The organism is Agrobacterium sp. YIC 4121 (assembly GCF_002008205.1).
Classification (GTDB): domain Bacteria; phylum Pseudomonadota; class Alphaproteobacteria; order Rhizobiales; family Rhizobiaceae; genus Agrobacterium; species Agrobacterium leguminum.
The window spans coordinates 88,255-111,409 of the sequence record NZ_MRDI01000016.1 but is presented as its reverse complement, the minus strand read 5'-3'; the positions used below and the strand labels follow the sequence as shown (position 1 = coordinate 111,409).

At 59.5% G+C, this 23,155-nt stretch carries 21 protein-coding genes; 13 read left to right on the top strand and 8 right to left on the bottom strand.

The window, feature by feature from the left end; genetic code table 11:
- The first annotated feature begins 370 nt into the window (after positions 1–370).
- Positions 371–1,798: a magnesium transporter gene (mgtE, locus tag BTE54_RS15125; protein ID WP_065655029.1), complete on the top strand. Its 1,428-nt coding sequence runs from the start codon at positions 371–373 to the stop codon at positions 1,796–1,798.
- A 72-nt stretch (positions 1,799–1,870) separates the two neighbouring features.
- Entirely contained in the window at positions 1,871–2,257 is a 387-nt protein-coding gene (locus BTE54_RS15120) for a MerR family DNA-binding transcriptional regulator (RefSeq protein ID WP_003524989.1), read from the top strand.
- A 269-nt stretch (positions 2,258–2,526) separates the two neighbouring features.
- Here the strand turns inward: BTE54_RS15120 and BTE54_RS15115 are convergent, their stop codons facing one another.
- Both BTE54_RS15115 and BTE54_RS15110 read right to left on the bottom strand, forming a co-directional pair.
- On the bottom strand, positions 2,527–3,492 hold the full coding sequence (locus BTE54_RS15115; protein ID WP_078053010.1) for a DUF1624 domain-containing protein: 966 nt from the start codon (positions 3,490–3,492) through the stop codon (positions 2,527–2,529).
- 69 nt (positions 3,493–3,561) lie between these two features.
- Positions 3,562–4,254, bottom strand: coding sequence for a DUF599 domain-containing protein (locus BTE54_RS15110; RefSeq protein WP_003524993.1), 693 nt, complete (start codon positions 4,252–4,254; stop codon positions 3,562–3,564).
- Between the two features lie 503 nt (positions 4,255–4,757).
- Between BTE54_RS15110 and cobU the strand changes: the two genes are divergently transcribed.
- The 5 genes from cobU (at position 4,758) to ccoP (ending at position 8,915) form a co-directional block, all read left to right on the top strand.
- Positions 4,758–5,279 carry a bifunctional adenosylcobinamide kinase/adenosylcobinamide-phosphate guanylyltransferase gene (cobU, locus tag BTE54_RS15100; protein WP_065655031.1) on the top strand — a complete coding sequence of 174 codons (522 nt, stop codon included), beginning with the start codon at positions 4,758–4,760 and terminating at the stop codon, positions 5,277–5,279.
- Between the two features lie 238 nt (positions 5,280–5,517).
- On the top strand, positions 5,518–7,140 hold the full coding sequence (gene ccoN, locus BTE54_RS15095) for a cytochrome-c oxidase, cbb3-type subunit I (protein WP_065655032.1): 1,623 nt from the start codon (positions 5,518–5,520) through the stop codon (positions 7,138–7,140).
- Between the two features lie 10 nt (positions 7,141–7,150).
- Positions 7,151–7,882 (top strand): cytochrome-c oxidase, cbb3-type subunit II, encoded by a 732-nt coding sequence (ccoO, locus tag BTE54_RS15090; protein ID WP_078053009.1) that lies wholly within the window; start codon positions 7,151–7,153, stop codon positions 7,880–7,882.
- A gap of 13 nt (positions 7,883–7,895) precedes the next feature.
- A complete protein-coding gene (locus BTE54_RS15085; protein ID WP_003502810.1) occupies positions 7,896–8,048 on the top strand; it encodes a CcoQ/FixQ family Cbb3-type cytochrome c oxidase assembly chaperone in 153 nt (50 codons plus the stop codon).
- Between the two features lie 3 nt (positions 8,049–8,051).
- A complete protein-coding gene (ccoP, locus tag BTE54_RS15080) occupies positions 8,052–8,915 on the top strand; it encodes a cytochrome-c oxidase, cbb3-type subunit III (protein ID WP_078053008.1) in 864 nt (287 codons plus the stop codon).
- Between the two features lie 237 nt (positions 8,916–9,152).
- On the opposite strand, the gene BTE54_RS15075 is transcribed toward ccoP, so the two are convergent.
- Complete coding sequence (locus tag BTE54_RS15075; protein WP_078053007.1) at positions 9,153–9,509, bottom strand: VOC family protein; 357 nt, start codon at positions 9,507–9,509, stop codon at positions 9,153–9,155.
- A 10-nt stretch (positions 9,510–9,519) separates the two neighbouring features.
- Complete coding sequence (locus tag BTE54_RS15070) at positions 9,520–9,924, bottom strand: SRPBCC family protein (RefSeq protein WP_078053006.1); 405 nt, start codon at positions 9,922–9,924, stop codon at positions 9,520–9,522.
- Between the two features lie 118 nt (positions 9,925–10,042).
- Here BTE54_RS15070 and ccoG point away from each other — a divergent pair, with 118 nt between their 5' ends.
- From ccoG to gndA, 5 genes are all read left to right on the top strand, one after another.
- Positions 10,043–11,626 carry a cytochrome c oxidase accessory protein CcoG gene (ccoG, locus tag BTE54_RS15065; RefSeq protein WP_078053005.1) on the top strand — a complete coding sequence of 528 codons (1,584 nt, stop codon included), beginning with the start codon at positions 10,043–10,045 and terminating at the stop codon, positions 11,624–11,626.
- On the top strand, positions 11,623–12,123 hold the full coding sequence (locus BTE54_RS15060) for a FixH family protein (RefSeq protein WP_020813183.1): 501 nt from the start codon (positions 11,623–11,625) through the stop codon (positions 12,121–12,123). The genes ccoG and BTE54_RS15060 overlap by 4 nt, the downstream gene beginning before the upstream one ends.
- On the top strand, positions 12,120–14,411 hold the full coding sequence (locus BTE54_RS15055) for a cation-translocating P-type ATPase (protein ID WP_078053004.1): 2,292 nt from the start codon (positions 12,120–12,122) through the stop codon (positions 14,409–14,411). The genes BTE54_RS15060 and BTE54_RS15055 overlap by 4 nt, the downstream gene beginning before the upstream one ends.
- The gene (gene ccoS, locus BTE54_RS15050) at positions 14,408–14,566 is read left to right on the top strand and encodes a cbb3-type cytochrome oxidase assembly protein CcoS (protein ID WP_003502794.1); all 159 of its coding nucleotides are present in this window, start codon (positions 14,408–14,410) and stop codon (positions 14,564–14,566) included. Before BTE54_RS15055 ends, ccoS begins: the two co-directional genes overlap by 4 nt.
- A 164-nt stretch (positions 14,567–14,730) precedes the next feature.
- Positions 14,731–16,161 carry an NADP-dependent phosphogluconate dehydrogenase gene (gene gndA / locus BTE54_RS15045; protein WP_078053003.1) on the top strand — a complete coding sequence of 477 codons (1,431 nt, stop codon included), beginning with the start codon at positions 14,731–14,733 and terminating at the stop codon, positions 16,159–16,161.
- A 68-nt stretch (positions 16,162–16,229) separates the two neighbouring features.
- Here gndA and BTE54_RS15040 read toward each other — a convergent pair whose 3' ends face one another.
- The 3 genes from BTE54_RS15040 to BTE54_RS15030 form a co-directional block, all read right to left on the bottom strand.
- Complete coding sequence (locus BTE54_RS15040; protein WP_035223395.1) at positions 16,230–16,556, bottom strand: RcnB family protein; 327 nt, start codon at positions 16,554–16,556, stop codon at positions 16,230–16,232.
- A gap of 190 nt (positions 16,557–16,746) precedes the next feature.
- Positions 16,747–17,778 (bottom strand): L-glyceraldehyde 3-phosphate reductase, encoded by a 1,032-nt coding sequence (mgrA, locus tag BTE54_RS15035; RefSeq protein WP_078053002.1) that lies wholly within the window; start codon positions 17,776–17,778, stop codon positions 16,747–16,749.
- A gap of 104 nt (positions 17,779–17,882) precedes the next feature.
- Positions 17,883–20,381 (bottom strand): glycoside hydrolase family 2 protein, encoded by a 2,499-nt coding sequence (locus tag BTE54_RS15030; protein ID WP_198939153.1) that lies wholly within the window; start codon positions 20,379–20,381, stop codon positions 17,883–17,885.
- A 489-nt stretch (positions 20,382–20,870) separates the two neighbouring features.
- Between BTE54_RS15030 and BTE54_RS15025 the strand changes: the two genes are divergently transcribed.
- Positions 20,871–21,923 carry a LacI family transcriptional regulator gene (locus tag BTE54_RS15025; RefSeq protein WP_162934075.1) on the top strand — a complete coding sequence of 351 codons (1,053 nt, stop codon included), beginning with the start codon at positions 20,871–20,873 and terminating at the stop codon, positions 21,921–21,923.
- 194 nt (positions 21,924–22,117) lie between these two features.
- Here the strand turns inward: BTE54_RS15025 and znuA are convergent, their stop codons facing one another.
- Positions 22,118–23,110: a zinc ABC transporter substrate-binding protein ZnuA gene (znuA, locus tag BTE54_RS15020; protein ID WP_078053000.1), complete on the bottom strand. Its 993-nt coding sequence runs from the start codon at positions 23,108–23,110 to the stop codon at positions 22,118–22,120.
- Positions 23,111–23,155 lie beyond the last annotated feature (45 nt).

The following is a 23,155-nucleotide window of genomic DNA, read 5'->3' as shown; positions in this document are numbered from 1 at the left end:
TTCTCGTGCCCGCCTGTCGGCGTTTGCCGTTTGTCAAATACTTATCCAGAAGCGCCGTTCCACGCTGCCTGTCAATGTCTTAATTGTGCATTGCGGCGAAACCTTTGTTCGCCCGTTCGACATTTAAAACGGGAACGGCGTAAAGGGGGTGGGCGTTGTCGCAAAACAAGCTGCAACGCCTGGCTAAACATGCCTATAGCCGCTGGCCGTGGCTAAGCCTGCCAACCGGAAGAGGAATGTCGAATGGATTTTTCGCCGCAGCCGGAGAGCTTGTTTATTTGCCGCTATCCGGTTGTTGACAATAAACCTTTTAACGCCATTCTGCCTGCACATCCGTGCACTGCGGCATTTGAATACAAGGGGACGCCAGATGACAGACCGTGACGACGATCCTGTCGCGCCCGAGGACATGAAGCCTGCGGAAGCGCCCTCCGATATTTATGCAGAAGACGGCTCCGTCCGCTCGGATTTTCTGACGATGGTGGGTGCCGCGATCGCTGACCGCGATCTGCTTTTCCTGCGCAAGAACGTGGCGCGGCTGCACGAATCCGAACTCGGCGACCTGCTAGAATCCATCCTGCCGGAACAGCGCCATGCGCTGGTGCGCCTTCTCGGTTCCGACTTCGACATGACGGCGCTGACCGAGGTGGATGAGGGTATCCGCCTCGATATCGTCGACCAGATGTCGAACGAGCAGATCGCAGCGGGTATCGGCGAGCTGGATTCGGACGACGCCGTCTATATTCTCGAGGACCTCGACGACGAGGACCGCGAGGATATTCTCTCGCAACTGCCGTTCACCGAACGTGTGCGGCTGATGCGGGCTCTGGATTATCCGGAAAGCTCGGCCGGCCGCCGCATGCAGACGGAATTCGTGGCCGTGCCGCCGTTCTGGACCGTGGGGCAGACCATCGATTATCTGCGCGAGGAGGAGGAGCTGCCGGATTCCTTCACGCAGATCTTCGTCATCGATCCCACCTTCAAGCTGGTCGGCGCGCTCGATCTCGACAAGGTGCTGCGCGCCAAGCGTCAGGTGAAGATCGAAACCATCATGCACGAGACCAACCACTCCATTCCGGCGGAAATGGACCAGGAAGAGGCCGCGCAGCTTTTCGAGCAATACGACCTTCTCTCCGCCGCCGTGGTCGACAACAACGGCCGACTGGTGGGCGTGCTGACCATCGATGACGTGGTGGATGTCATTCAGGAAGAGGCCGAAGAGGATCTGCTGCGCCTTGGCGGTGTCGGTGACGAAGAACTGTCGGACTCGATTGCCAGCACATCGCGTTCACGCGTGCCCTGGCTTGCGGTCAATCTCATCACCGCCTTTCTCTCCGCCTCCGTCATCAGCCTGTTCGATGCGACGATCCAGCAGATCGTCGCGCTGGCGATCCTGATGCCGGCGGTGGCCGGCATGGGCGGCAATGCCGGGTCGCAGACCATGACGGTGTCGGTGCGGGCACTTGCCACCAAAAGCCTCGATATTCACAACGCCGCGCGCATCATCCGGCGTGAGGCGGGTGTGGGTATCCTGAACGGCATGCTGTTCGGCTGCGCCATCGGCATTGTTGCCGGTATCTGGTTTCAGGATATCCATATTGGCGGCATCATCGCCACGGCCATGTGTCTCAACATGCTGGCGGCGGCGCTGGCGGGCATTCTCATTCCGCTGGTGCTCGACAAGTTCGGGGCAGACCCGGCGGTCTCCTCGGCGGTCTTCGTCACGGCGGTCACCGATATTGTCGGCTTTTTCGCCTTTCTGGGGATCGCGACCTGGTGGTACGGTATTTCCGGGTAAGGCGAGGCGGGCGAAAATTGACTTTTACGTGAAGGTCAAATAATATCATCCGGTTATGAATCGGATAGGCCCTTGGACAAGTATTATAGCATAACCGAACTGACACGCGAATTCGGTGTTTCCACCCGTACCTTGAGATTTTACGAGGACGAGGGGCTGATTCACCCTGAGCGTCGCGGGCGCACACGGCTTTTCAGGGCTGCGGACCGCCGCCTCATTCAGGAAATCCTGCGCGGCCGCCGTATCGGTTTCACGATCTCCGAAATTCGCGAAATCATCCACGTCTACAAGGAACCGCCGGGCGAATCGGGCCAATTGGTGCTTCTGATGAAGAAGGTCGATGAAAAGCGCGCGGAGCTTCGGCAAAAACGCAAGGACATCGAAGAGACGCTGGCGGAACTCGACAATGTCGAAGAAGCCTGTCTGACGCGGCTTGCCGAAATCGGCGTGGGGACGTGAAGCCGGCCCCGGCCCTATAGCGGTGTTGGCTATTCCGTTGACGTAGCTGTCAAGAATGGCTCCGAAGCCTTTTCACTTTTGTTGCATATGGAACGAGCGGGTTTCGCTTGTCTCTTCTCCCCGCCGGGGAGAAGGTCGCGGCAGCGGGATGAGGGGGGCAAGCTCTCGATTTATCGCCGACGTTGCCCCCTCATCCGACCCTTCGGGCCACCTTCTCCCCGGCAGGGAGAAGAAGAGGCGGCAAGCGCTAACGTTCTGGCTACCTGAGCCTACTGCGCCTCAACCGTGCACTGCTGCGCCACCTCGCTTACCTTCGTCTGCTGATCGGCGCTGAGCTTGCCTTCCATCATCGTGTCGAACAGGTTTTCGGCCTGCAGCTTCTCCAGCGTGCAGCCGCAGAAACGCTGGCACAGTTCCAGTCCGTTCGCCTGCTCGACGCAGCTCTTTTCACAGCTCGACTTGTAAAGCTCGACCTGATCGACAGGCGGGGGCGGGGCGATGAGTGACAGCGTGTAGACGAGCCCGATCAGCACCGGCTGGTGGATCAGGTAAAAGGCAAGGCTGTGACGGCCGGCGCCTGCAATCAGGTTGCGAGGCGAACTCGGGCTTCGAAAGCGGTCGAGCCAGTCGCGCGGTGTGACGAATTGCGAGACCGCAAGTCCGGCGAGGAAGGGCGCAAGCCAGGGCAGCAGCGGCACATAATCGTTCGAGCGGGGGGGCATGGTGGAAAAACCGATCCAGGCCAGCCATTTTGCGTTGAACAGTTCCGATTGCAGATAGTGCGGCAGGATGAAAGCAACCACTGCAAAAAGCAGCGTCACTGCCGCGGGTGCTCGCAGGAACAACAACCCGACAAGGCTTGCGGCGGCGATATTGTGCAATATGCCGAAGAAGATGAAGCTGTCCGGAAAGGCGAAATAGGTGGCGACGGTAATGAGCAGCGCCGAGCCGGCCACCATCGCAAAACGCTTGCCGAAGGACGGCCAGTTCACGCCCTTGCCATGGGCGAGAAACAGGCTGAAACCGGCCAGAAACAGGAACGAGCTGGCGATGCCGCGCGCATAGAGCTTCCACAGGCCGGTCGTCGCCGTGCCGGGTTCGAGATAGCCGAAATATTCCAGATTCCACGTGAAGTGGTAGGACGCCATGGCGATGAGGGCCAGCCCGCGCAGGGTGTCGAGACCGCCTATGCGGCCTTTGCGGCGGTTTTCGTTTGCGGCTGCGTTCGTGTCCATGGTTTCCGTTTTTCAAGCTTTCGGGGAGGCCGGTATCACGCTGGGCTTGGCCCTTGAAGTGCGGCTATTTCAAGGCCTGTTTTCTTCCATGATGGCGCGTCGCGCTTCGGAAAAGAACTGGCGGCGTAACAGCGCCACGATGATGATGACCGTGCTGGCGATGAAGACGTAAGGGCTGATGAACCAGCCGAGATAACCGATGGACAGAAAGATGGTCCGCAGGCCGTCATTGAAGTTCTTAGCAGCGATGATGTTCATCTTTATGACGTTTTCCGCCGCCCGCTCCGCCGCCTCGCGATCGGCGCCGACATCGTGGACCATGGGAATGGCGCCGAACAGTATCGTGCAATAGTTGAACAGGCGGTAGGACCAGCCGAACTTGAAGAAGGAATAACCGAACAGGCAGGTGAGTCCGATGACCTTCAGTTCGAAGGCCGTGCGCCCGGCATAATGCACGAAAGGCATGTCGCGAAACACCGATTCGACCTGTTCTGTCGCGCCCAGAAGCGCGAAACATCCGCCGATGGCGAAGATGGAGGTGGAAGCGAAAAAAGCGGTACCGTTCTGCAGGCCGGCCATGATCTGCGTGTCGATCATCTTCAGGTCGCGCTTCAGCGAATTCATGATCCAGTCTCGCCGACGCTCGGCCATGGCCTGATTGAGGCTGGCTCTCGAAAACAGCCGCGTTCCCGTCGTGACATGGGTATAGACGGCCCATAACAGGATGAAAACGACGATCGAGATATAGTCCATGACGGTCATCACGGGCGGGCCACCTTGCTGTTTGCGAATCTTCGAAAGCATATTGATTTGAAGGCCATGGCAAGGCAATGGCGGCGGCTGCCGTCACTCCATATTCTCCTTTGGCGTTGCGGTTTCATCATTCGGTTTTTCGCTAACTTTCCGGTAACCAAGTCGCTTTATCAATCCAGTCGCGGACGACAGGTCTGCCGGTTCCGGATTAAGGTTTTGCGTTCCGGTTCCGCCTGATTTTTGGCTAACGGCAGGGACCGATTGACAGGATGGCCGTTCGCACCTAGCCTTTCATCAGGACCGGTGTTTCCGGTATCCGGAGTCGCCAAGGCTAATATGCCCGGCATCCTGCAGGCAGGTCTTGTTTTCTCCGGCCCGGTATCAGCGGCAGTCCGGCATGAGCAACCGGGGGACGCCTTTTTCTACGAATCGTTCCCTTCATGTCTGCCTGTCCCTGGCTTGCGACACGGCGAAGATGCCGGTCCACTTCATTCTCTTCCTTCAGGTTTTAGATGACAGATAAAAACCGCTCCGTTTTCATTCTTGGCGGCGCGCGCTCCGGCAAGTCCCGTTTTGCGGAAGAGCTTGCGGGCAAGTTCGGTGGAAGCCTGCATTATCTGGCCACCGGCCGGGCATGGGATGACGAGATGCGTGAGCGCATCGTCCATCATCAGGGGCGGCGCGGCGGCGAATGGACCACCCATGAAGCGCCCGTCGATATTGCCGCCGTGCTGGAGCAGCTCGATGCGCCGGAAAATGTCGTTCTCATCGATTGCCTCACCCTGTGGCTCACCAATCTGATGATGGAGAATGCCGATATCGAGGCTGCCTTTGCGGCGCTCGAGGCGGCGATTGTATCGGCTCGGGCGAGGCTGATTTTCGTTTCCAACGAAGTCGGTCTCGGCATCGTGCCGGAAAACCGCATGGCGCGGGAATTTCGCGACCACGCCGGCCGCCTGCATCAGCGAATCGCCGCCATTGCCGGTGAGGTCTATTTTGTCGCCGCCGGTCTGCCCCTGAAGATGAAGGGCTGAAGCGGCACCCGCGAAAGCGGGCCGACATCGCCGTGTATTTTTGCTCTTACGCAAATTCCTCTCATAAAGCCGCGCCCCGTTTTGCCGGGGCTGCGACAGCTTTGCTTTCTTGATCTGGATCAAGGTGGCGTTCCCCTGCCGGTGGCAATGCTCCAACCGACGCAAAGGCGCGTTTCCGCTCTCCCAGGCGCGTGCCGTGCCTTTCGTCGGTCGGCTTGCACGTTGGGGGAAACCAACAATGAATTACACGTTAGAAACCGCGATCGTGGCCCTTGGGGCCTTTCTCGCGTTGCTCGGGGCAGCCTTTGCCCATGACAGTCTTTTCGCCGCCCATATGTGGGTGCTGTTCTTTACGCTTCTGGTCAGCACGGTGCTTCTGCTGCGCCGTGTCTCCTTCGCGCCTGTCGATTCAGCCGCGCGTGCCCGCCTCAAGTCGGAATATTTCGACGAGGTGGTGAAATACGGCGTCATTGCCACCGTGTTCTGGGGTGTCGTCGGCTTTCTGGTCGGCGTCGTGGTGGCGCTTCAGCTCGCCTTTCCCGATCTCAATATCGCGCCCTATTTCAATTTCGGCCGGATGCGGCCGCTGCACACATCGGCGGTGATCTTCGCTTTCGGGGGAAATGCGCTGATCGCCACCTCCTTTTACGTGGTGCAGAGAACCTGTCGGGCGCGCCTGTTCGGCGGCAATCTCGGCTGGTTCGTGTTCTGGGGCTACAACCTCTTCATCGTCATGGCCGCCACCGGCTATCTGCTCGGCATCACGCAGGGCCGCGAATATGCGGAGCCGGAATGGTATGTCGATATCTGGCTGACCATCGTCTGGGTTGCCTATCTCGTCGCCTTCCTCGGCACCATTTTCATGCGCAAGGAGCCGCATATCTATGTGGCGAACTGGTTCTACCTGGGATTCATCGTCACGATTGCCATGCTGCATATCGTCAATAATCTCGCCATTCCGGTCTCGTTCCTCGGCGTCAAGAGCTACTCGGCCTTTTCGGGCGTGCAGGATGCGCTGACGCAATGGTGGTACGGCCACAATGCCGTTGGCTTCTTCCTGACGGCCGGCTTCCTCGGCATGATGTATTATTTCATCCCGAAGCAGGTGAACCGCCCGGTCTATTCCTACCGCCTGTCGATCATCCACTTCTGGGCGCTGATCTTCATGTATATCTGGGCCGGTCCGCACCACCTGCACTATACCGCGCTGCCCGACTGGGCGCAGACGCTCGGCATGGTGTTCTCGGTGATGCTGTGGATGCCCTCGTGGGGCGGCATGATCAACGGTCTGATGACGCTTTCGGGCGCATGGGACAAGATCCGCACCGATCCCGTCGTGCGGATGATGGTGATGGCGGTTGCGTTTTACGGCATGGCGACCTTCGAAGGCCCGATGATGTCGATCAAGGCGGTCAACTCGCTCAGCCACTATACCGACTGGACCATCGGCCATGTTCATTCCGGCGCTCTCGGCTGGAACGGCATGATCACCTTCGGCGCGATCTATTACCTGACGCCGAAACTGTGGGGCAGGGAGCGTCTCTATAGCCTGCAACTGGTCAACTGGCACTTCTGGCTCGCCACGCTCGGCATCGTCGTTTACGCCGCCGTCATGTGGGTGGCCGGCATCCAGCAGGCGCTGATGTGGCGCGAATATGATGCCCAAGGCTTCCTCGTCTATTCCTTCGCGGAATCGGTCGCGGCGCTGTTCCCCTACTACGTGATGCGTGCATTGGGCGGCCTGATGTTCCTCAGCGGCGCGCTGATCATGGCCTACAACGTCACGATGACCATCCTCGGTCATCAACGCGAGGAGGGCGCCAGCAAGGACGCGGCTCCTTCGCTGCAGCCTGCTGAATAAGGAGAGGCCGATGTCCATACTTGACAAACACGGCGTCATCGAACGCAACGCGACGCTGCTTCTGGTCGGCTCCCTGCTGGTCGTTTCCATCGGCGGCATCGTTGAAATCGCACCGCTCTTTTATCTCGAAAACACCATCGAGAAGGTGGAGGGCATGCGACCCTACACGCCGCTGGAACTGGCCGGGCGCAACATCTATATCCGCGAGGGCTGTTACGTCTGCCACAGCCAGATGATCCGGCCGTTCCGCGACGAGGTGGAACGTTACGGGCATTACAGCCTGGCGGCGGAATCCATGTACGATCATCCGTTCCAGTGGGGTTCCAAGCGCACGGGGCCTGACCTTGCGCGCGTCGGCGACCGTTATTCGAACGAGTGGCACGTGCAGCATCTGGCCGATCCGCGTTCGGTGGTGCCGGAATCGGTCATGCCCTCCTATGCGTTCCTGAAGACCACGCCGCTGAAGATCACCGACGTTTCCATGGAGCTGAAGGCCAACCGCGCCGTCGGTGTGCCCTATAGCGACGAGATGATCGAGAAATCCGCTGCCGATCTTGCCGCCCAGGCCGACCCGAATGCGGATTCGTCGGAACTTATGGCGCGTTATCCGAAAGCGAAGGTGGGCGATTTCGACGGCGATCCGGCCAAGCTCACCGAAATGGATGCGCTGGTCGCCTATCTGCAAATGCTCGGCACGCTGGTCGATTTCTCGACCTATGACGATGCCGCCGGATACCGGTGAGGAGGTGTGAGCCATGGAAACCTACACGGCCATGCGCCACTTCGCCGATAGCTGGGGCTTGCTTGCCATGACCCTGTTCTTTGCCGGCGTCGTCGTTTTCACCCTTCGCCCCGGCTCGAAGAAGGCCGCGGACGATGCCGCCAGCATTCCGCTCAAGGAGGACTAGGATATGTCCGAAAAACACATTGATGACATCAGCGGCGTCGAAACCACCGGCCACGAATGGGACGGTATCCGCGAGCTGAACAATCCCATGCCGCGCTGGTGGGTCTGGACCTTCTATTTCACGATCCTCTGGGCCATCGGCTATACCATCGCCTATCCGGCATGGCCGCTGATCAATGGGGCGACGCAAGGGTTGCTCGGCTGGAACAGCCGCGGCGATATTGCCGCCGAAATTGCCGATGCAAAACAGTCGCAGAGCGTCTTTGTCGACAAGATCGCCAATTCGTCGCTCGCCGAAATTCAGGCCGACCCGACCCTGATGCAATTTGCCCTTTCCGGCGGCGCTGCCGCTTTCAAGGTCAATTGCATTCAGTGTCACGGTTCGGGCGCGGAAGGCGGGCAGGGCTATCCCAACCTCAACGATGACGACTGGATGTGGGGCGGCAGCGTCGACGACATCTATACGACGGTGAAGCACGGCATTCGTTTTGCCGACGATGCGGATACGCGCGCTTCGGAAATGCCCGCTTTCGGTGAAATTCTGAAATCGGACGAAATCCGCGAGGTCGCGGCCTATGTCGTCAGCCTCACCGGCACCCCATCCAACCCGGCTCTGGTGGAGCCTGGCAAGCAGGTCTTTGCCGACAATTGCGCTTCGTGTCACGGCGAAGATGCCAAGGGTAATCGCGAATTCGGCGCGCCCAATCTGGCCGACGCGATCTGGCTGAAGGCGCATGGGGAGGAAGGCATCGTCGCGCAGATCCGTTCGCCCAAGCACGGGGTCATGCCCGCCTGGGGTGAGCGTCTCGGCGATACGACGGTCAAGCAGCTGGCGATCTTCGTTCATTCGCTTGGCGGGGGTGAGTGATTGCTTGAGGTAGAAAAGCAAAGGGCCGCGTGATGCGGCCCTAAGGCCACGCGGAGATGTTTTGGGCAGAGTACCTCATCCGCACTCCGTCACCCCGGACTTGATCCGGGGTCCAGCGCGATCAAGTCATTGATCGCAAAAGACTCTTCTCACGGCGCAGACGCGCCGTGGCTGGATGCCGGATCAAGTCCGGCATGACGGAGAGGTTTCAATGTGGGCCGCGATGCGGCCTTTTTCTTATCGGTCCGACCAGACGGCCAGTTCGTATCCGTCCGGATCGGTGAAGTGAAAACGCCGGCCGCCCGGAAACTCGAAGATTGCGACGCTGATCTGCCCGCCGGCGGCTTCGACGCGTCGCTGCACATCCTCGATATCGTCGGCGTAGAGAATGACGAGCGGTCCGCCCTTGGCCGAGACCGGAGCCGTCGTGGTGAAACCGCCGGTCAGCCGGCCATCGGAAAACTCGCAATATTGCGGACCGTAATCCTTGAAGGACCAGCCGAAGGCGCCGCCGTAAAATTCCTTGCTGCGCTCGATATCGGCGACGTTGAATTCGACATAGTCGATCCGCCGGTCGTTCGTATTCGTGGTCATGGTTCCTCCATCATTCCTTTTCGAGCAGCGCCTTCAGCGTTTCGAGATCGGCCGTGATCGCTTTTGCATCCTGCTCGAAATCCTCGTCCGTCATGCCCTGAAGGCGAAGCAGGGTGAAACTCACCTCCGTGCCGCTGCCGTTCGGCGTTACCCGTAGCGCGTTATAAACCCTCACCCCATCCGGCAATGTCACGACATGGTCGATGACGCCGAACTCGTTTGCGGGCGCGAAATTGACGCGCACTTCGCCAAGCGGCCCGCCCTCGGCGATCCAGTCCTCGCCGTCCGGTGTGAGGCCGCCCGCAAGGCCTGCGGCCCAGCGGGGCATGTTCTGCGGGTTGGAGGCGAAGTCATAGACGTGGCTCCAGGGTTTTTCGACCGACAGATGAATGATTCTCGACTGCATGACAGGCATTTCATCCTCCCTTGGCGGCGCGTTCCCATCTGCGCCACTTTGTCGTCACTTGATGTAAGTCAAGGATGTTTCACCGGGGAGATGGGAGAAAGCAAGGAGATAAAAACGGACTCTTATCATGAACATCTATCGCGCCGGACAGGATCGCCCGCAACAGCCCGTCGAGAGGCTGGAGGCGGAAGCCGTCAATTCCGCAAAAACGCGCAAACCGCTCTACGAGGCACGCAGGAAGATTTTTCCCAAGCGCGCGGAGGGGCGGTTCCGGCGGTTCAAATGGCTGGTGATGCTGGTCACGCTCGGCATTTATTATCTGACGCCGTTCCTGCGCTGGGATCGCGGCCCCTATGCGCCGGATCAGGCGGTGCTGATCGATATCGCCAACCGGCGCTTTTATTTCTTCTTCATCGAAATCTGGCCGCAGGAGTTCTTCTTCGTTGCCGGATTGCTGGTCATGGCCGGGCTTGGGCTGTTTCTCGTCACTTCCGCTGTCGGGCGTGCATGGTGCGGTTACACCTGTCCGCAGACCGTCTGGGTCGACCTGTTTCTGGTGGTCGAACGGGCGATAGAGGGCGACAGGAACGCGCGCATGAAACTGGATGCCGCGCCCTTCACATTCGGCAAATTGCGCAAGCGGGTGCTGAAACACGCGATCTGGCTGGTGATCGGCGTTCTGACCGGCGGCGCCTGGATTTTCTATTTTGCCGATGCGCCGACGCTTGCCATGCAGTTCATGACCGGGCAGGCGCCGATGATCGCCTATTCCACCGTCGCCATCCTCACCGCCACCACCTATGTCTTCGGCGGGCTGATGCGGGAACAGGTATGCACCTATATGTGTCCCTGGCCGCGCATTCAGGCGGCGATGCTGGATGAGAACTCGCTTGTCGTCACCTATAATGACTGGCGCGGCGAACCGCGCTCGCGGCATGCGAAAAAGGCTGCGGCGGCAGGGGAGAGCATCGGCGACTGCGTCGATTGCAATGCCTGCGTCGCGGTCTGTCCCATGGGTATCGACATCAGGGACGGGCAGCAGCTGGAATGCATCACCTGCGCGCTCTGCATCGATGCCTGCGACGGGGTGATGGACAAGATCGGCAAGCCGCGCGGGCTGATCGCCTATGCGACGCTTTCCGAATACCAGTCCAACATGGCGCTGGCGACCGGCAATGGTGAGCATGCCATCCGCCCCGCCAATGTGCGCGAGGAGGACGGCAGCTTCAGGAAGAGCATCCGCCACTTCAACTGGCGCATCGTCTTCCGGCCGCGCACGCTGCTTTACACGGCCATCTGGTCGGCGGTCGGCATCGGCATGCTGTTTGCGCTGGTGACGCGCGAGCGGCTGGCGCTGAATGTCCTGCATGACCGCAATCCGCAATATGTGCTGGAATCGAATGGTTCCATTCGCAACGGCTATACGGTGCGCATTCTCAATATGGTGCCGCAGCCACGCACAATGAGCCTGACCATGGAGGGCATTCCGAATGCGGTGATGAAGATCAACGGTATGCCGGACACGGCCGCACGCACCTTCGAAGTGACGGTGGAGCCGGACGAGGCGACGACGCTGAAGGTCTTCGTCACCCTGCCGGGCAAAGATGTTGCGCGGGCGGCGGAAAATTTCGAATTCATCGTCAGCGATACGGGAGGCCATGAGACGGCCCGCTACGATGCTGTCTTCAACGCTCCGGGAGTGAAAAAATGACCGTGAACAATCGCCAGACGTCCGGTTTCACTTTTACCGGCTGGCATATGCTGGGTGTCATGCTGCTGTTTTTCGGCACCGTCATCACCGTCAACATGGTGATGGCCTGGAACGCGGTCAACAGCTGGAGCGGGCTCGTCGTGCCCAATACCTATGTGGCCAGCCAGCAGTTCAACGCCAAGGCGGAAGCCGCCAAGGCAAGGGCCGCGACCGGTATCAAGGGCAAGCTCATCGTGGATGAAAAGACGGTGCGTTACGAGGTGTTTCATCCCGACACCGGCCCGGTCGACACGGATAAGGTGACGGCGCATTTTCGCCGGCCTGTCGGGGAACGCCAGAATTTCGACATGGAACTGACCCCGGTTTCCACCGGTGTCTTCACCGGCCCGCATGACATGCTGCCGGGCCAATGGATCGTCGAGGTTACCGCCGTCAAGGACGGCCGGATCATCGTGCATGAGGGCACGCGGATCGCCGTCATCAGGGGGCGCCAATGAGCTGCTGCGCACCGGGAACGGAAGGTTCGCTACAGCTTGGCGAGCCGGTCAATCCGCCATCGTCGGAGGAGTTGCTGCTGGCGAGCCGCGATCTGGGGCAGGGATTGCGCCAGACCGATCTCAGTGTGCCGGATGTGTATTGCGGCGCCTGCATCACCACCATCGAGACCGCGCTCGGCCGTCTTGGCCAAGTGGAGCGGGCGCGTGTGAACCTGTCGTCCAAACGTGTGGCGGTCGTCTGGAAAGAAGAGGTCGACGGCGTCAGGACCGATCCCGCCGATCTTGCCCGCGCTATTCTTGCGACGGGATACCGCACGCATCTTTTCGCCAGCGGGCAGGATGCCTCGGACGCGTTGCGCTCGCAGCTGATCAGGGCGGTGGCGCTGTGCGGCTTTGCTTCCGCCAATATCATGCTCCTGTCCGTCTCCGTCTGGTCGGGGGCGGATGCGGCGACGCGCGACATGTTCCACTGGATTTCGGCGATGATCGCCGCGCCGGCGCTGATCTATGGCGGGCGTTTCTTCTATCAATCTGCCTGGAACGCGCTGAAACATGGCCGCACCAATATGGATGTGCCGATCGCACTCGCCATAACGCTTTCCTATGCCGTTTCCCTGTGGGAGACGATCCATCACGGCGAACATGCATGGTTCGATGCGACCGTCTCGCTGCTGTTCTTCCTGCTCATCGGCCGCACGCTGGATCATATAATGCGCGACAAGGCGCGCTCGGCCATTGCCGGGCTTGCCCGGCTTTCGCCGCGCGGGGCAACGGTGATCGGTGAGAACGGAACGCGGGAGTATCGGCCGCTTGCCGATATCCAGCCGGGAATGTCGATTGCGATTGCGGCCGGAGACCGCGTGGCGGTGGATGCCGTGGTCGTCTCCGGCAGCAGCGATCTCGACGTGTCCATCGTCAACGGTGAAAGCGCGCCACGCCGCGTTGCGGCAGGCGACAGCCTTCAGGCCGGCACGCTCAATCTTACCGGTTCGCTGATTGCGCGGGTGACGGCATCGGCGAAGGATTCCTTCCTCTCGGAAGTAATCGGGCTGATGGAGGCGGCCGAAGGCGGGCGGGCGCGTTACCGGCGCATCGCCGACCGGGCCGCAAGCTATTATTCACCCGTGGTGCATCTTCTTGCGCTGGTGACGTTTTTCGGCTGGGGCATTTTCGGCGGTGACTGGAAACAGGCGATGCTGATCGCCATTGCGGTTCTCATCATCACCTGCCCCTGCGCGCTTGGCCTTGCCGTTCCCGTCGTGCAGGTGGTGGCCGCCGGAAGGCTCTTCCGGCACGGCATCATGGTCAAGGAAGGCTCGGCGATGGAGCGGCTGGCCGAAATCGATACCGTGCTGTTCGACAAGACCGGCACCCTGACTATCGGCAAACCGAGATTGGTCGAGACCGGCGATGTGAAGCCTGCCACCATGGCGATTGCGGCGGGGCTTGCCGCCCATTCGCGGCATCCCCTGTCGAAAGCCCTGCATGCTGCCTATAGCGGCGCTGTGCCGGCCTATGAGGCGGTGCGGGAAATTCCGGGCTCCGGCGTCGAGGCGGAGACGGAAGCCGGAACCTACCGGCTGGGCAATCGCCGTTTCGCATGCCCGGATGAGGCGAGCGTCGATAATGGCGATGCGCGGTCGGAAGTTGTGCTGTCTCTCGATGGCCGGCATCTGGCGAGCTTCGGTTTCGAGGACAATGCGCGCGCGGGTGCGGTTGCGGCATTGCGCAGCCTGTCGGTGCGGGGCCTGATGCAGGAAATCGTTTCGGGCGACCGGGCCGCAGCCGTCAGCGCCATGGCGCAGCGGCTGGGGATCGGCAACTGGCGTGCGGATCTGTCGCCGAAGGACAAGGCGGCGCGCTGCGCCGAACTTGCCGGCGAGGGGCGCAGGGTGCTGATGGTGGGAGACGGTATCAACGACGCGCCAGCGCTTGCCGCCGCGCATGTGTCCATGGCGCCCGCCACCGCCGCCGATATCGGCCGGCAGGCCGCCGATTTCGTGTTCATGCAGGAGGATCTCGATGCCGTGCCTTTCGCAATCGAGACATCGCAGCGGGCAGGAAGGTTAATCCGGCAGAACTTCGCGCTTGCCATCGGCTACAACATCATTGCCGTGCCGATTGCGATTGCCGGTTATGCGACGCCGATGATTGCGGCCATCGCCATGTCGACGTCCTCGCTGATCGTCGTCGCCAATGCCCTGCGGCTTGCCGGTGCGGCTGAAACCGTCCGTCCTCAGAATAAAGCGAAGACCGGATTTGCAGGCGAGGGGGCGCAACTGGCATGAATATGCTGATCTATCTCATTCCCGTCGCGCTGTTCTTAGGAGCGCTTGGCCTTTTCGCCTTCCTCTGGTCGGTGCGCTCGGGCCAATATGAGGATATGGACGGGGCCGCCTGGCGGGCGCTGGATGATGGTGACGACCGGCCCCGACGATCATAAGAGGCGAGGCGGATTTGGCGTTTTGAACCGGCCTCGACCTGTCGCAAATATGCAAAGCTGATTTGCGTCATCAAAATTTAATCGTTTCAGTCGCCCCCAGCCTTGCCGTTTGTTCATTACAGTGCCACAACACGACCACCTAAAAGCAAGATGGAGGCACATCCGTGGAACAGGCAGAAATCGGTTTGATCGGTCTCGGCGTCATGGGCTCGAACCTGGCGTTGAACATCGCGGAAAAGGGCAACAAGATTGCCGTATTCAACCGAACCCCTGAAGCGACGAAAAAATTCTACGCCGAGGCTGGGGAGTTACAGGGACAGTTGATCCCCTGCGAAACCATCGAGGAATTCGTCGCCGCCATTCGTCCTCCGCGCCCGATCATCATCATGATCAAGGCCGGCGATCCGGTCGACCAGCAGATGGAAATCCTGAAACCGCATCTCGCCAACGGCGATATCATGATCGATGCCGGCAATGCGAATTTCCGCGATACGATCCGCCGTTTCGACAATCTGAAGGATAGCGGCCTGACCTTTATCGGCATGGGCGTTTCCGGCGGTGAAGAAGGTGCGCGTCATGGACCGTCGATCATGGTCGGCGGCACCGAGGACAGCTGGAAGCGCGTCGAGAAGGTGCTGACTTCCATTTCCGCCAAGTACAACAACGATCCGTGCGTGGCATGGCTCGGCAATGACGGCGCTGGCCATTTCGTCAAGACCATCCATAACGGTATCGAATATGCCGATATGCAGATGATCGCCGAAATCTACGGCATCCTGCGTGACGGCCTTGGCATGAGCGCCGTCGAAATCGCCGATGTTTTCGCAGAATGGAACAAGGGCCGCCTGAATTCCTACCTGATCGAAATCACCGAGAAGGTTCTGCGCGCCGCCGATCCGATCACCGGCAAGCCGATGGTCGATCTGATCCTCGACAAGGCCGGCCAGAAGGGCACCGGCAAGTGGTCGGTCATCGAGGCGCAGAACATGGGCGTCGCCGCAACCGCCATCGAGGCGGCCGTGGCTGCCCGTATTCTGTCCTCGCAGAAGGACGAGCGCGAAGCTGCCGAGAAGATTTTCGGCCTGCCGACCGTTGCGCCTGCACCGGCTGACAAAAAGGCCTTCATCGCCGATCTGGAAAGCGCGCTTCTGGCCGCCAAGGTCGGCGCTTACGCGCAGGGCTTCGCCATCATGTCGGCCGCCTCCAAGGAGTTCAACTGGAACCTGCCGATGCCGACGATCGCCCGCATCTGGCGCGCCGGCTGCATCATCCGCTCGGAATTCCTCGATGAGATCACCTCGGCCTTCACCAAGGACCCGCATGTGGCCAACCTCATCGTGACGCCTGCCTTTGCCGGCATCGTCAAGGATACCGACGCACCGCTGCGCCGTGTCGTCTCCTACGCCGTTCTCTCCGGCCTGCCGGTTTCGGCGCTGGCTTCGGCACTCGGTTATTTCGACGCCTATCGCCGTGGCCGCGGCAGCGCCAACCTCATTCAGGCGCAGCGCGACTTCTTCGGTGCGCATGGTTTCGAACGCACCGACGGTGTGGACAAGCCGCATGGCCCTTGGGGCAGCGGCGCCGACATTTTCTGATCGGCTGAAACGACAAACAAAAAGGCCCGCGAAAGCGGGCCTTTTTTCATTTCTGTTGCTGGTTCAACTCAGCGGGCGGCGGCGAGGCCGACGATCAGGCCGCTGACGGCGTTGATGAGCAGGAACTGGTTGTCGACGCGCACCCAGCGCTGGTCGCGGCGCGGCTCGGCAAGGCGATAGCGGCGATAATCGCGGCGGTCGATCACATGACGGCGTTCGCCCGCAGACAGGCGCTGGCCGCGATCCCAGCGGTGCTTCTTGACGATGACCTTCTTGGTGGTGACCTGACGCTCGACGGTGACACCGCGATGGCGATCGTCGTGGCGGCTTTGGGCCTGCGCCATCGGAGCTGCGAGAACGGTAGCGGCCAGAAGAATGGTGACGAACTTTTTCATGGAAGTTTCCTCTTGGGTTTCGATGAGGAGAACTTACGAATAAACGAATGAACGGAAACTGAATTTAAAATTACATTTATGTAATGGTTGTTAACGGTTAGGGGTGGGAGTTAATCTTTTGTTTTGAGATTTTTGGCCCGGCTTTTGCAATGTGCAGACCGCCCGGCGGAACCGGGCGGTCTCTCCTCAGTCAGACGCGTTCGGCGGATTTTGCCCAGAGGTTGATATCCGCTTCCTTGGCGTAACGGTCGATTTCGGCAAGTTCCTCGGCCGTGAAATCCGGCTTGTCGAGCGCCTTCACGCAATCCTCGACCTGTTCGACACGGCTTGCGCCAATGAGCGCCGAGGTGATGCGGCCGCCGCGCAGAACCCAGGCAATCGCCATCTGCGCCAGCGTCTGGCCGCGCCGCTCGGCAATGCTGTTGAGTGCACGGATGTTTTCGACATTGCGCTCGTTGAGGAAGGCCGGGTTCAGCGACTTGCTCTGCGATGCGCGGCTACCCTGCGGCACGCCGCCGAGATATTTCGTCGTCAACATGCCCTGCGCCAGCGGCGAAAAGACGATGGAGCCGATGCCCAGTTCTTCCAGCGTGTCGACGAGACCGTCTTCCTCGATCCAGCGGTTGATCATCGAATAGCTCGGCTGGTGGATGATGCAGGGCGTGCCGAGGTCCTTCAGGATCGCGGCGGCCTCACGGGTGCGCTTCGAATTGTAGGACGAGATGCCGACATAAAGCGCCTTGCCCGAGCGCACGATCTGGTCCAGCGCGCCGCAGGTTTCCTCAAGCGGCGTATTGGGGTCGAAACGGTGGGAATAGAAGATATCGACGTAGTCCAGCCCCATGCGCTTCAGGCTCTGGTCGCAGGAAGCGATCAGATATTTGCGGCTGCCCCATTCACCGTAAGGACCGGGCCACATGTTGTAACCGGCCTTGGAGGAGATGATCATCTCATCGCGATAGCCTCTGAAATCCGTCTTCAGAATTTCTCCGAAGGCGGTTTCGGCGCTGCCGGGCGGCGGGCCGTAATTGTTCGCGAGATCGAAATGGGTGATGCCGAGATCGAAAGCGCGACGGCATATGGCCTGTTTCGTCTGGTGCGGCGTGTCGTTGCCGAAATTGTGCCAGAGCCCCAGCGAAATCGCCGGCAGTTTCAGGCCGGTTTTGCCGCAGTGATTATATTTCATGGATGCATATCGGTTTTCGGCCGGTTGCCAAACCATGGGGTCTTCCTCCGCTTGCTGATGACTGGCTGCCGGAGAAACCGGCAGCCTTTTGAACTGATGAAGACAGGCGTGGGTTCACCTGTCATTCCCGAGAGGGATGGTTATGCCTTTCTCCGCATGCTTTCAATGCCGGGATTGGGCGAGGATTGGCAGGTATGAAGATCGAAGATGCGGAAATGCGGCTGGGGGCCGTCCGCTTTCGGGGTGAAGATGATACGGCGCGTTTCGCCGGCGGCAAGATCGAAGAGATTGTCGGAATAACGTCCGGGCTGATCTGCCTCCAGCATGACAAAGAGGGCGAGACCGGTGGCGGTGACATCGATTTCGAACTGGCCGTTTTTCAGTGTGCTGGTTGTGAGTGTCAGGCCGGCAGGCTGAAGTTCCAGCGCCTTGTAGCTATCGCGCGCATGGTGGCCTTCGCCGGTCATGCCGTTGGAAGCGATGAAGCTCCAGGCAAGGACGGCGCCGTGAGGCAGGGTGTCCATGTCAATGTCGGTCAATATCGCAGCCCTGTCGGTCGCGCAGGTGCCGTTGGCAGATTTCAGCGGCACGCGGTTGCCGTCCATGGTCAGGGCGACGATGTTCATGTCGATTTCCACATCCTCCGCCGTGTCGTTGACCATGGAGAAGCTCACCCGGCCTCCATCTTCTGAAGGGATGGTCGAGACTGTAACCGGCTGGAAGAAACGGCGGGCGGCATAATGCAGCGCTTTCCAGCCGCCGCCATAATCAAGGCTCGACCATGAGGCGACCGGCCAGGTGTCGTTCAGCTGCCAATAAAGCGTGCCCATGCAATGGGGCTTGAGCGAGCGCCAGTAATCGACAGCCGTGCGGATCGCCAGCGCCTGCTGGACCTGACTGAGATAAACGAAATTCTCGAAATCCTTCGGGAAGCGGAAATAGCGGAACATGGTGCCCGCAATCCGCTCATTGCCGCCGACGTTCTTCTGGTGCAGCTCGATGACCGGGGAGGCGATGTTCATGTCCCGGTCTTCCGCGTAGGTGCGGATGACGGGCATGGATGTATAGGACTGGAAACCGAATTCGGAGCAGAAGCGCGGTTTCACCGAACGATAATTGTCGAATGACTTGTTCTCGTGCCAGACGGACCAATAATGCATGTCGCCGGAACCATCGGCGTGCCAGGCATCGCCGTAATCGAGATAACCCGACGCTGGGCTCGATGGCCACCAGAGCGCTTCGGGAGCGGCTTTTTTCAGGGCCCGTTCGATGGTGCGGTTCAGGCGGTCATAGGCCACGAGATAACGGTCGCGATTGTTGCGGGATTCATCGAACCATGTCAGCGCACCCACCAATTCATTATCACCGCACCAGAGCGCGATGGAGGGATGGGAGGAGAGGCGTTTCACCTGATACTCGACCTCGTGTTCGACATTGTCGAGGAAATCCTCGCTGCAGGGGTAAAGGTTGCAGGCGAACATGAAATCCTGCCAGACCAGCAGGCCGAGACGGTCGCAGAGATCGTAGAACCAGTCTTCCTCATAGAACCCGCCGCCCCAGACGCGGATCATGTTCATATTGGCCTCGACCGCGGAGCAGAGAAGGTCTTCGGTCTTTTCCCGGCTGGTCAGCGAATAAAGCGCATCGGCGGGGATCCAGTTGGCGCCGCGGCAGAAGATTTCCCGGCCGTTGATGCGGAAGGCGAAGCGGCTGCCGGCCTCGTCCTTGTCCGTCAGAAGCTCGATGGTTCTGAAGCCGATCTGCCGGGTCACGGTCTCATCGGGCAATTCCACCGTCAGCTCGTAGAGCGTCTGTTCGCCACTGCCGGCTGGCCACCAGAGTTCCGGATTTTCTACGAAGAAGACGTGACGCACCACCGTTTCGCCGGCGCCCACGCCGCAATCGAGCCTGAGCCTTTCGTCATTCAGCGACAGATAGACCGGCAGGCTCGCCGGACCTTCGGCAAACAGCGTGACGGCGACATGCAGTTCCACGCCGCCTTCGACATGGTGCTGCGAGGTGACGACATGTTCGATGCGGGCTGTATCGAGGCGCTTCAGCAGGATTTTGCCGTAAAGGCCGAGCGGGGCAATCGCGATATTCCAGTCCCAGCCGAAATGGCATTGCGGCTTGCGCAGCATGTTGCCATTGGCAATCGGCGAATTGCCGGGGTGATAGGGAATATAAAAAGGCTGCCGCGCCTGCCGTTCCGCGCCGGCGGCGATGTTGGAATGGAAATGGATGCGGATGGTGTTTTCACCCGGCCGCACAGCCCGCGAAACATCCGGGCGGTAACGGCGGAAACAATTGTCGGCGCTCAGGACAGGAATGTCGTTGACGAAGACGATGGCGACGGTGTCGAGGTAATCGATATCGAGATACCAGCTGGCATCCGCCTCATCGAGAATGAATGTGCGCTCGAGGATCCAGTCCTGCTGTGCGACCCATTGTACCGCCTTCTCATTGGCGCCGTGATAGGGATCTGGAATGATGCCCGCAATTTTGAGCGCGGTGTGAATATCGCCCGGTACGGAAAGCTGGGTGGCGTGGTCTCCTTCCACCGAGGTCAAGCGCCAGGACCCGGCCAGATCGATGACGGTTTCGGGCGAGGAAGAAGAAATCATAATCGGACCCTGCATAATATGAATTCGAAGAAGACTGGCCTGCATCATGGTGCAGGCTTGTGTCAGAATCTGGGGAGAATGGATGCTCGCAAAGCGGCTGCCTCACATTTATCCGGCTTTGCGATTTCCTCCCTTCGGCAACGTTACCGTAAAACAATCGTTCCGTCATTCCTTTGAGTGACAATCGGTACCACGAAAAATGCCAGGGAACGCCGAGTCTTGACGATGCTGTTGCATCGACAAAAAATTATAGATTTTTATCATTTTATATTAGCGTGTTATGTAAATTTTTTAATCTATATAATGAGGAAATTGATCCAATGATATCCGGACTTTTGGCCCGTAAGAAAAGGATCGCAGACGGGAAATATTTTACGGACCTATATCGTTTTAGCTGAATTGGCCGATAGCCGGACGGGACCGGCCTTTGTCCGCAGACCTTTGCCTTTGCAACGGAGCAAAAGCTATCTATGATTATCGTTCGGTAAAGCGTGGCGAAATGACATGAACGATACTGGCAAATCCGGCAGGGACGACATACCCGCGACCACGGGCGAGCGTCCGACCTTGAAGACAATCGCCTATATGACGGGTCTCGGCATCACCACCGTCTCGCGCGCACTGAAGGATGCGCCCGATATCGGCGCTGAAACCAAGGAACGCGTGCGGCTGATCGCCCGGCAGATCGGTTACCAGCCAAACCGCGCCGGGGTGCGCCTTCGCACCGGCAAGACCAATGTGATTGCCCTTGTGCTGAGCGTCGATGAAGAACTGATGGGTTTCACCAGCCAGATGGTCTTCGGCATCACCGAGGTTCTTTCCACAACACAATATCATCTGGTCGTGACGCCCCACATCCATGCCAAGGATTCCATGGTGCCGATCCGCTATATTCTCGATACCGGTTCGGCGGATGGGGTCATTATTTCGAAGATCGAGCCCAACGATCCGCGCGTTCGTTTCATGACCGAGCGCAACATGCCCTTCGTCACTCATGGGCGGTCCGATATGGGCATCGACCATGCCTTTCATGATTTCGACAACGAGGCCTATGCCTATGAGGCGGTCGAGCGGCTGGCGCAATGCGGACGCAAAAGGATAGCCGTCGTCGTGCCGCCATCGCGGTTTTCATTCCACGATCACGCCCGCAAGGGGTTCATGAGGGCAATCAGGGATTTCGGCCTTAGTGAATTTCCGCTGGATGCCATCACCATCGAAACGCCGCTCGAAAAAATCCGCGATTTCGGCCAGCGGCTGATGCAATCCGATGACCGTCCCGACGGCATTGTTTCGATCAGCGGCAGCAGCACCATTGCGCTGGTGGCCGGTTTTGAGGCAGCCGGTGTGAAAATCGGCGAAGATATCGATATCGTCTCGAAACAGTCCGCCGAGTTCCTGAACTGGATCAAACCGCAGATCCACACCGTCAATGAGGATATCAAGCTGGCGGGCAGGGAGCTTGCAAAGGCCCTTCTGGCGCGCATCAACGGCGCGTCGCCGGAAACCTTGCAGAGCATCAGCAGCCCGGTCTGGTCTTCAATGGCGCCGAAGCCGTAACGAGCTGCATTGCGATTGATGGCGCGACGTCTCTTACCCAGCGATTGTCGCGCCTCGTTTCTTATGCATTACTTTATATTTCAAGCGCAAGTAACTGGTTTGAAATGTTTATTCTTCCGATCATTCACGCTTCGGCCGTATTCCGGCTCAAGGCCGGAATGACGGAGCCGGGGCGTTAGGGGCGGCAATGCGCATCAGGACAGGCAATCCTTCAGCGAGCCTGCAATGCCGCGCATCAGCTTGAAATAGAGGTCCGGGCCGGGTTCCAGTGTCGCTGCCTCCGGATCGAGCGTCGCCGATTTCGCGGCGGTGCCTTCGGTGATGACCGAAATCAGCTTCGGCTCGAATTGCGGTTCAGCGAAAACGCAGGTTGCGCCAAGCTGGCGAACCTTTTCCTGCATCTGTTTGACGCGGTCCGCACCCGGCAGGGTTTCGGGGCTGACTGTGATCGATCCCGCCGTCTTCACGCCGTAACGATGCTCGAAATATTGATAGGCATCGTGGAAGACGATGAAGGGCTTGTCCTTCACCGGCTTGACCGTTTCCCTGAGTTCGGCATCGAGCGCATCGAGGTCGTCGATCAGTTTTTTGGTATTGGCCTGATAGGTCGCGGCATTGCCGGCATCGGCCGCGATCAGCGCGGTTTCTATTGTCTGCGCCATGGCCTTGGCATTGGCGGGATCGAGCCAGAGATGGGTATCGTATGCACCGTGGTCATGGTCCTCGTGACCCTCCGCATGGTCGTGTCCATGATCGTGTGCGCCTTCCTCTTCAGCGTGGCCGTCATGCGCCTCGTGGCCTTCATCGCCATGGTCGTGTGCTTCAAAGGGGCCGCCTTCGCGGAAGGGCAGCTTTTCCAGACCCTTTGCGTCTTCCAGTTCCACCACGGTTGCCTTGCTGGCAAGCGCTTCGAGCGGCTTTTCCAGGAATGCTTCCAGTCCCGGCCCAACCCAGAAGACCACATCGGCCTTTTCCAGCTTGCGGGCATTGGACGGTCTGAGATTGTAGGTGTGCGGCGAAGCCGCGCCGTCAACGATGAGCTGCGGTTCGCCGACGCCCCGCATGATGGCGGCGACGAGGGAATGGACGGGCTTGATCGAGACCACGACATCGGGCGCGGCGGTGGCGCCGGAAGCGGCGGCCGCTATTGCCACCGATGCCATGAGCGGGATCAGGAACGATTTCATGAAATGCACTCCACTTGAAGAAGTATAGTTATGTTATTACATTTA

Bases quoted from the DNA above. Each gene is read 5' to 3' on its own strand.
- BTE54_RS15040 (WP_035223395.1), bottom strand. From the start codon at position 16,556: ATGAAAAAGTTCGTCACCATTCTTCTGGCCGCTACCGTTCTCGCAGCT.
- BTE54_RS15025 (WP_162934075.1), top strand. From the start codon at position 20,871: ATGAACGATACTGGCAAATCCGGCAGGGACGACATACCCGCGACCACG.
- ccoP (WP_078053008.1), top strand. From the start codon at position 8,052: ATGTCCGAAAAACACATTGATGACATCAGCGGCGTCGAAACCACCGGC.
- ccoS (WP_003502794.1), top strand. From the start codon at position 14,408: ATGAATATGCTGATCTATCTCATTCCCGTCGCGCTGTTCTTAGGAGCG.
- BTE54_RS15055 (WP_078053004.1), top strand. From the start codon at position 12,120: ATGAGCTGCTGCGCACCGGGAACGGAAGGTTCGCTACAGCTTGGCGAG.
- mgrA (WP_078053002.1), bottom strand. From the start codon at position 17,778: ATGGTTTGGCAACCGGCCGAAAACCGATATGCATCCATGAAATATAAT.
- znuA (WP_078053000.1), bottom strand. From the start codon at position 23,110: ATGAAATCGTTCCTGATCCCGCTCATGGCATCGGTGGCAATAGCGGCC.
- ccoG (WP_078053005.1), top strand. From the start codon at position 10,043: ATGAACATCTATCGCGCCGGACAGGATCGCCCGCAACAGCCCGTCGAG.
- BTE54_RS15085 (WP_003502810.1), top strand. From the start codon at position 7,896: ATGGAAACCTACACGGCCATGCGCCACTTCGCCGATAGCTGGGGCTTG.
- BTE54_RS15110 (WP_003524993.1), bottom strand. From the start codon at position 4,254: ATGACCGTCATGGACTATATCTCGATCGTCGTTTTCATCCTGTTATGG.
- BTE54_RS15115 (WP_078053010.1), bottom strand. From the start codon at position 3,492: ATGGACACGAACGCAGCCGCAAACGAAAACCGCCGCAAAGGCCGCATA.
- mgtE (WP_065655029.1), top strand. From the start codon at position 371: ATGACAGACCGTGACGACGATCCTGTCGCGCCCGAGGACATGAAGCCT.
- BTE54_RS15030 (WP_198939153.1), bottom strand. From the start codon at position 20,381: ATGCAGGGTCCGATTATGATTTCTTCTTCCTCGCCCGAAACCGTCATC.
- BTE54_RS15060 (WP_020813183.1), top strand. From the start codon at position 11,623: ATGACCGTGAACAATCGCCAGACGTCCGGTTTCACTTTTACCGGCTGG.
- BTE54_RS15070 (WP_078053006.1), bottom strand. From the start codon at position 9,924: ATGCCTGTCATGCAGTCGAGAATCATTCATCTGTCGGTCGAAAAACCC.
- cobU (WP_065655031.1), top strand. From the start codon at position 4,758: ATGACAGATAAAAACCGCTCCGTTTTCATTCTTGGCGGCGCGCGCTCC.
- ccoO (WP_078053009.1), top strand. From the start codon at position 7,151: ATGTCCATACTTGACAAACACGGCGTCATCGAACGCAACGCGACGCTG.
- BTE54_RS15075 (WP_078053007.1), bottom strand. From the start codon at position 9,509: ATGACCACGAATACGAACGACCGGCGGATCGACTATGTCGAATTCAAC.
- ccoN (WP_065655032.1), top strand. From the start codon at position 5,518: ATGAATTACACGTTAGAAACCGCGATCGTGGCCCTTGGGGCCTTTCTC.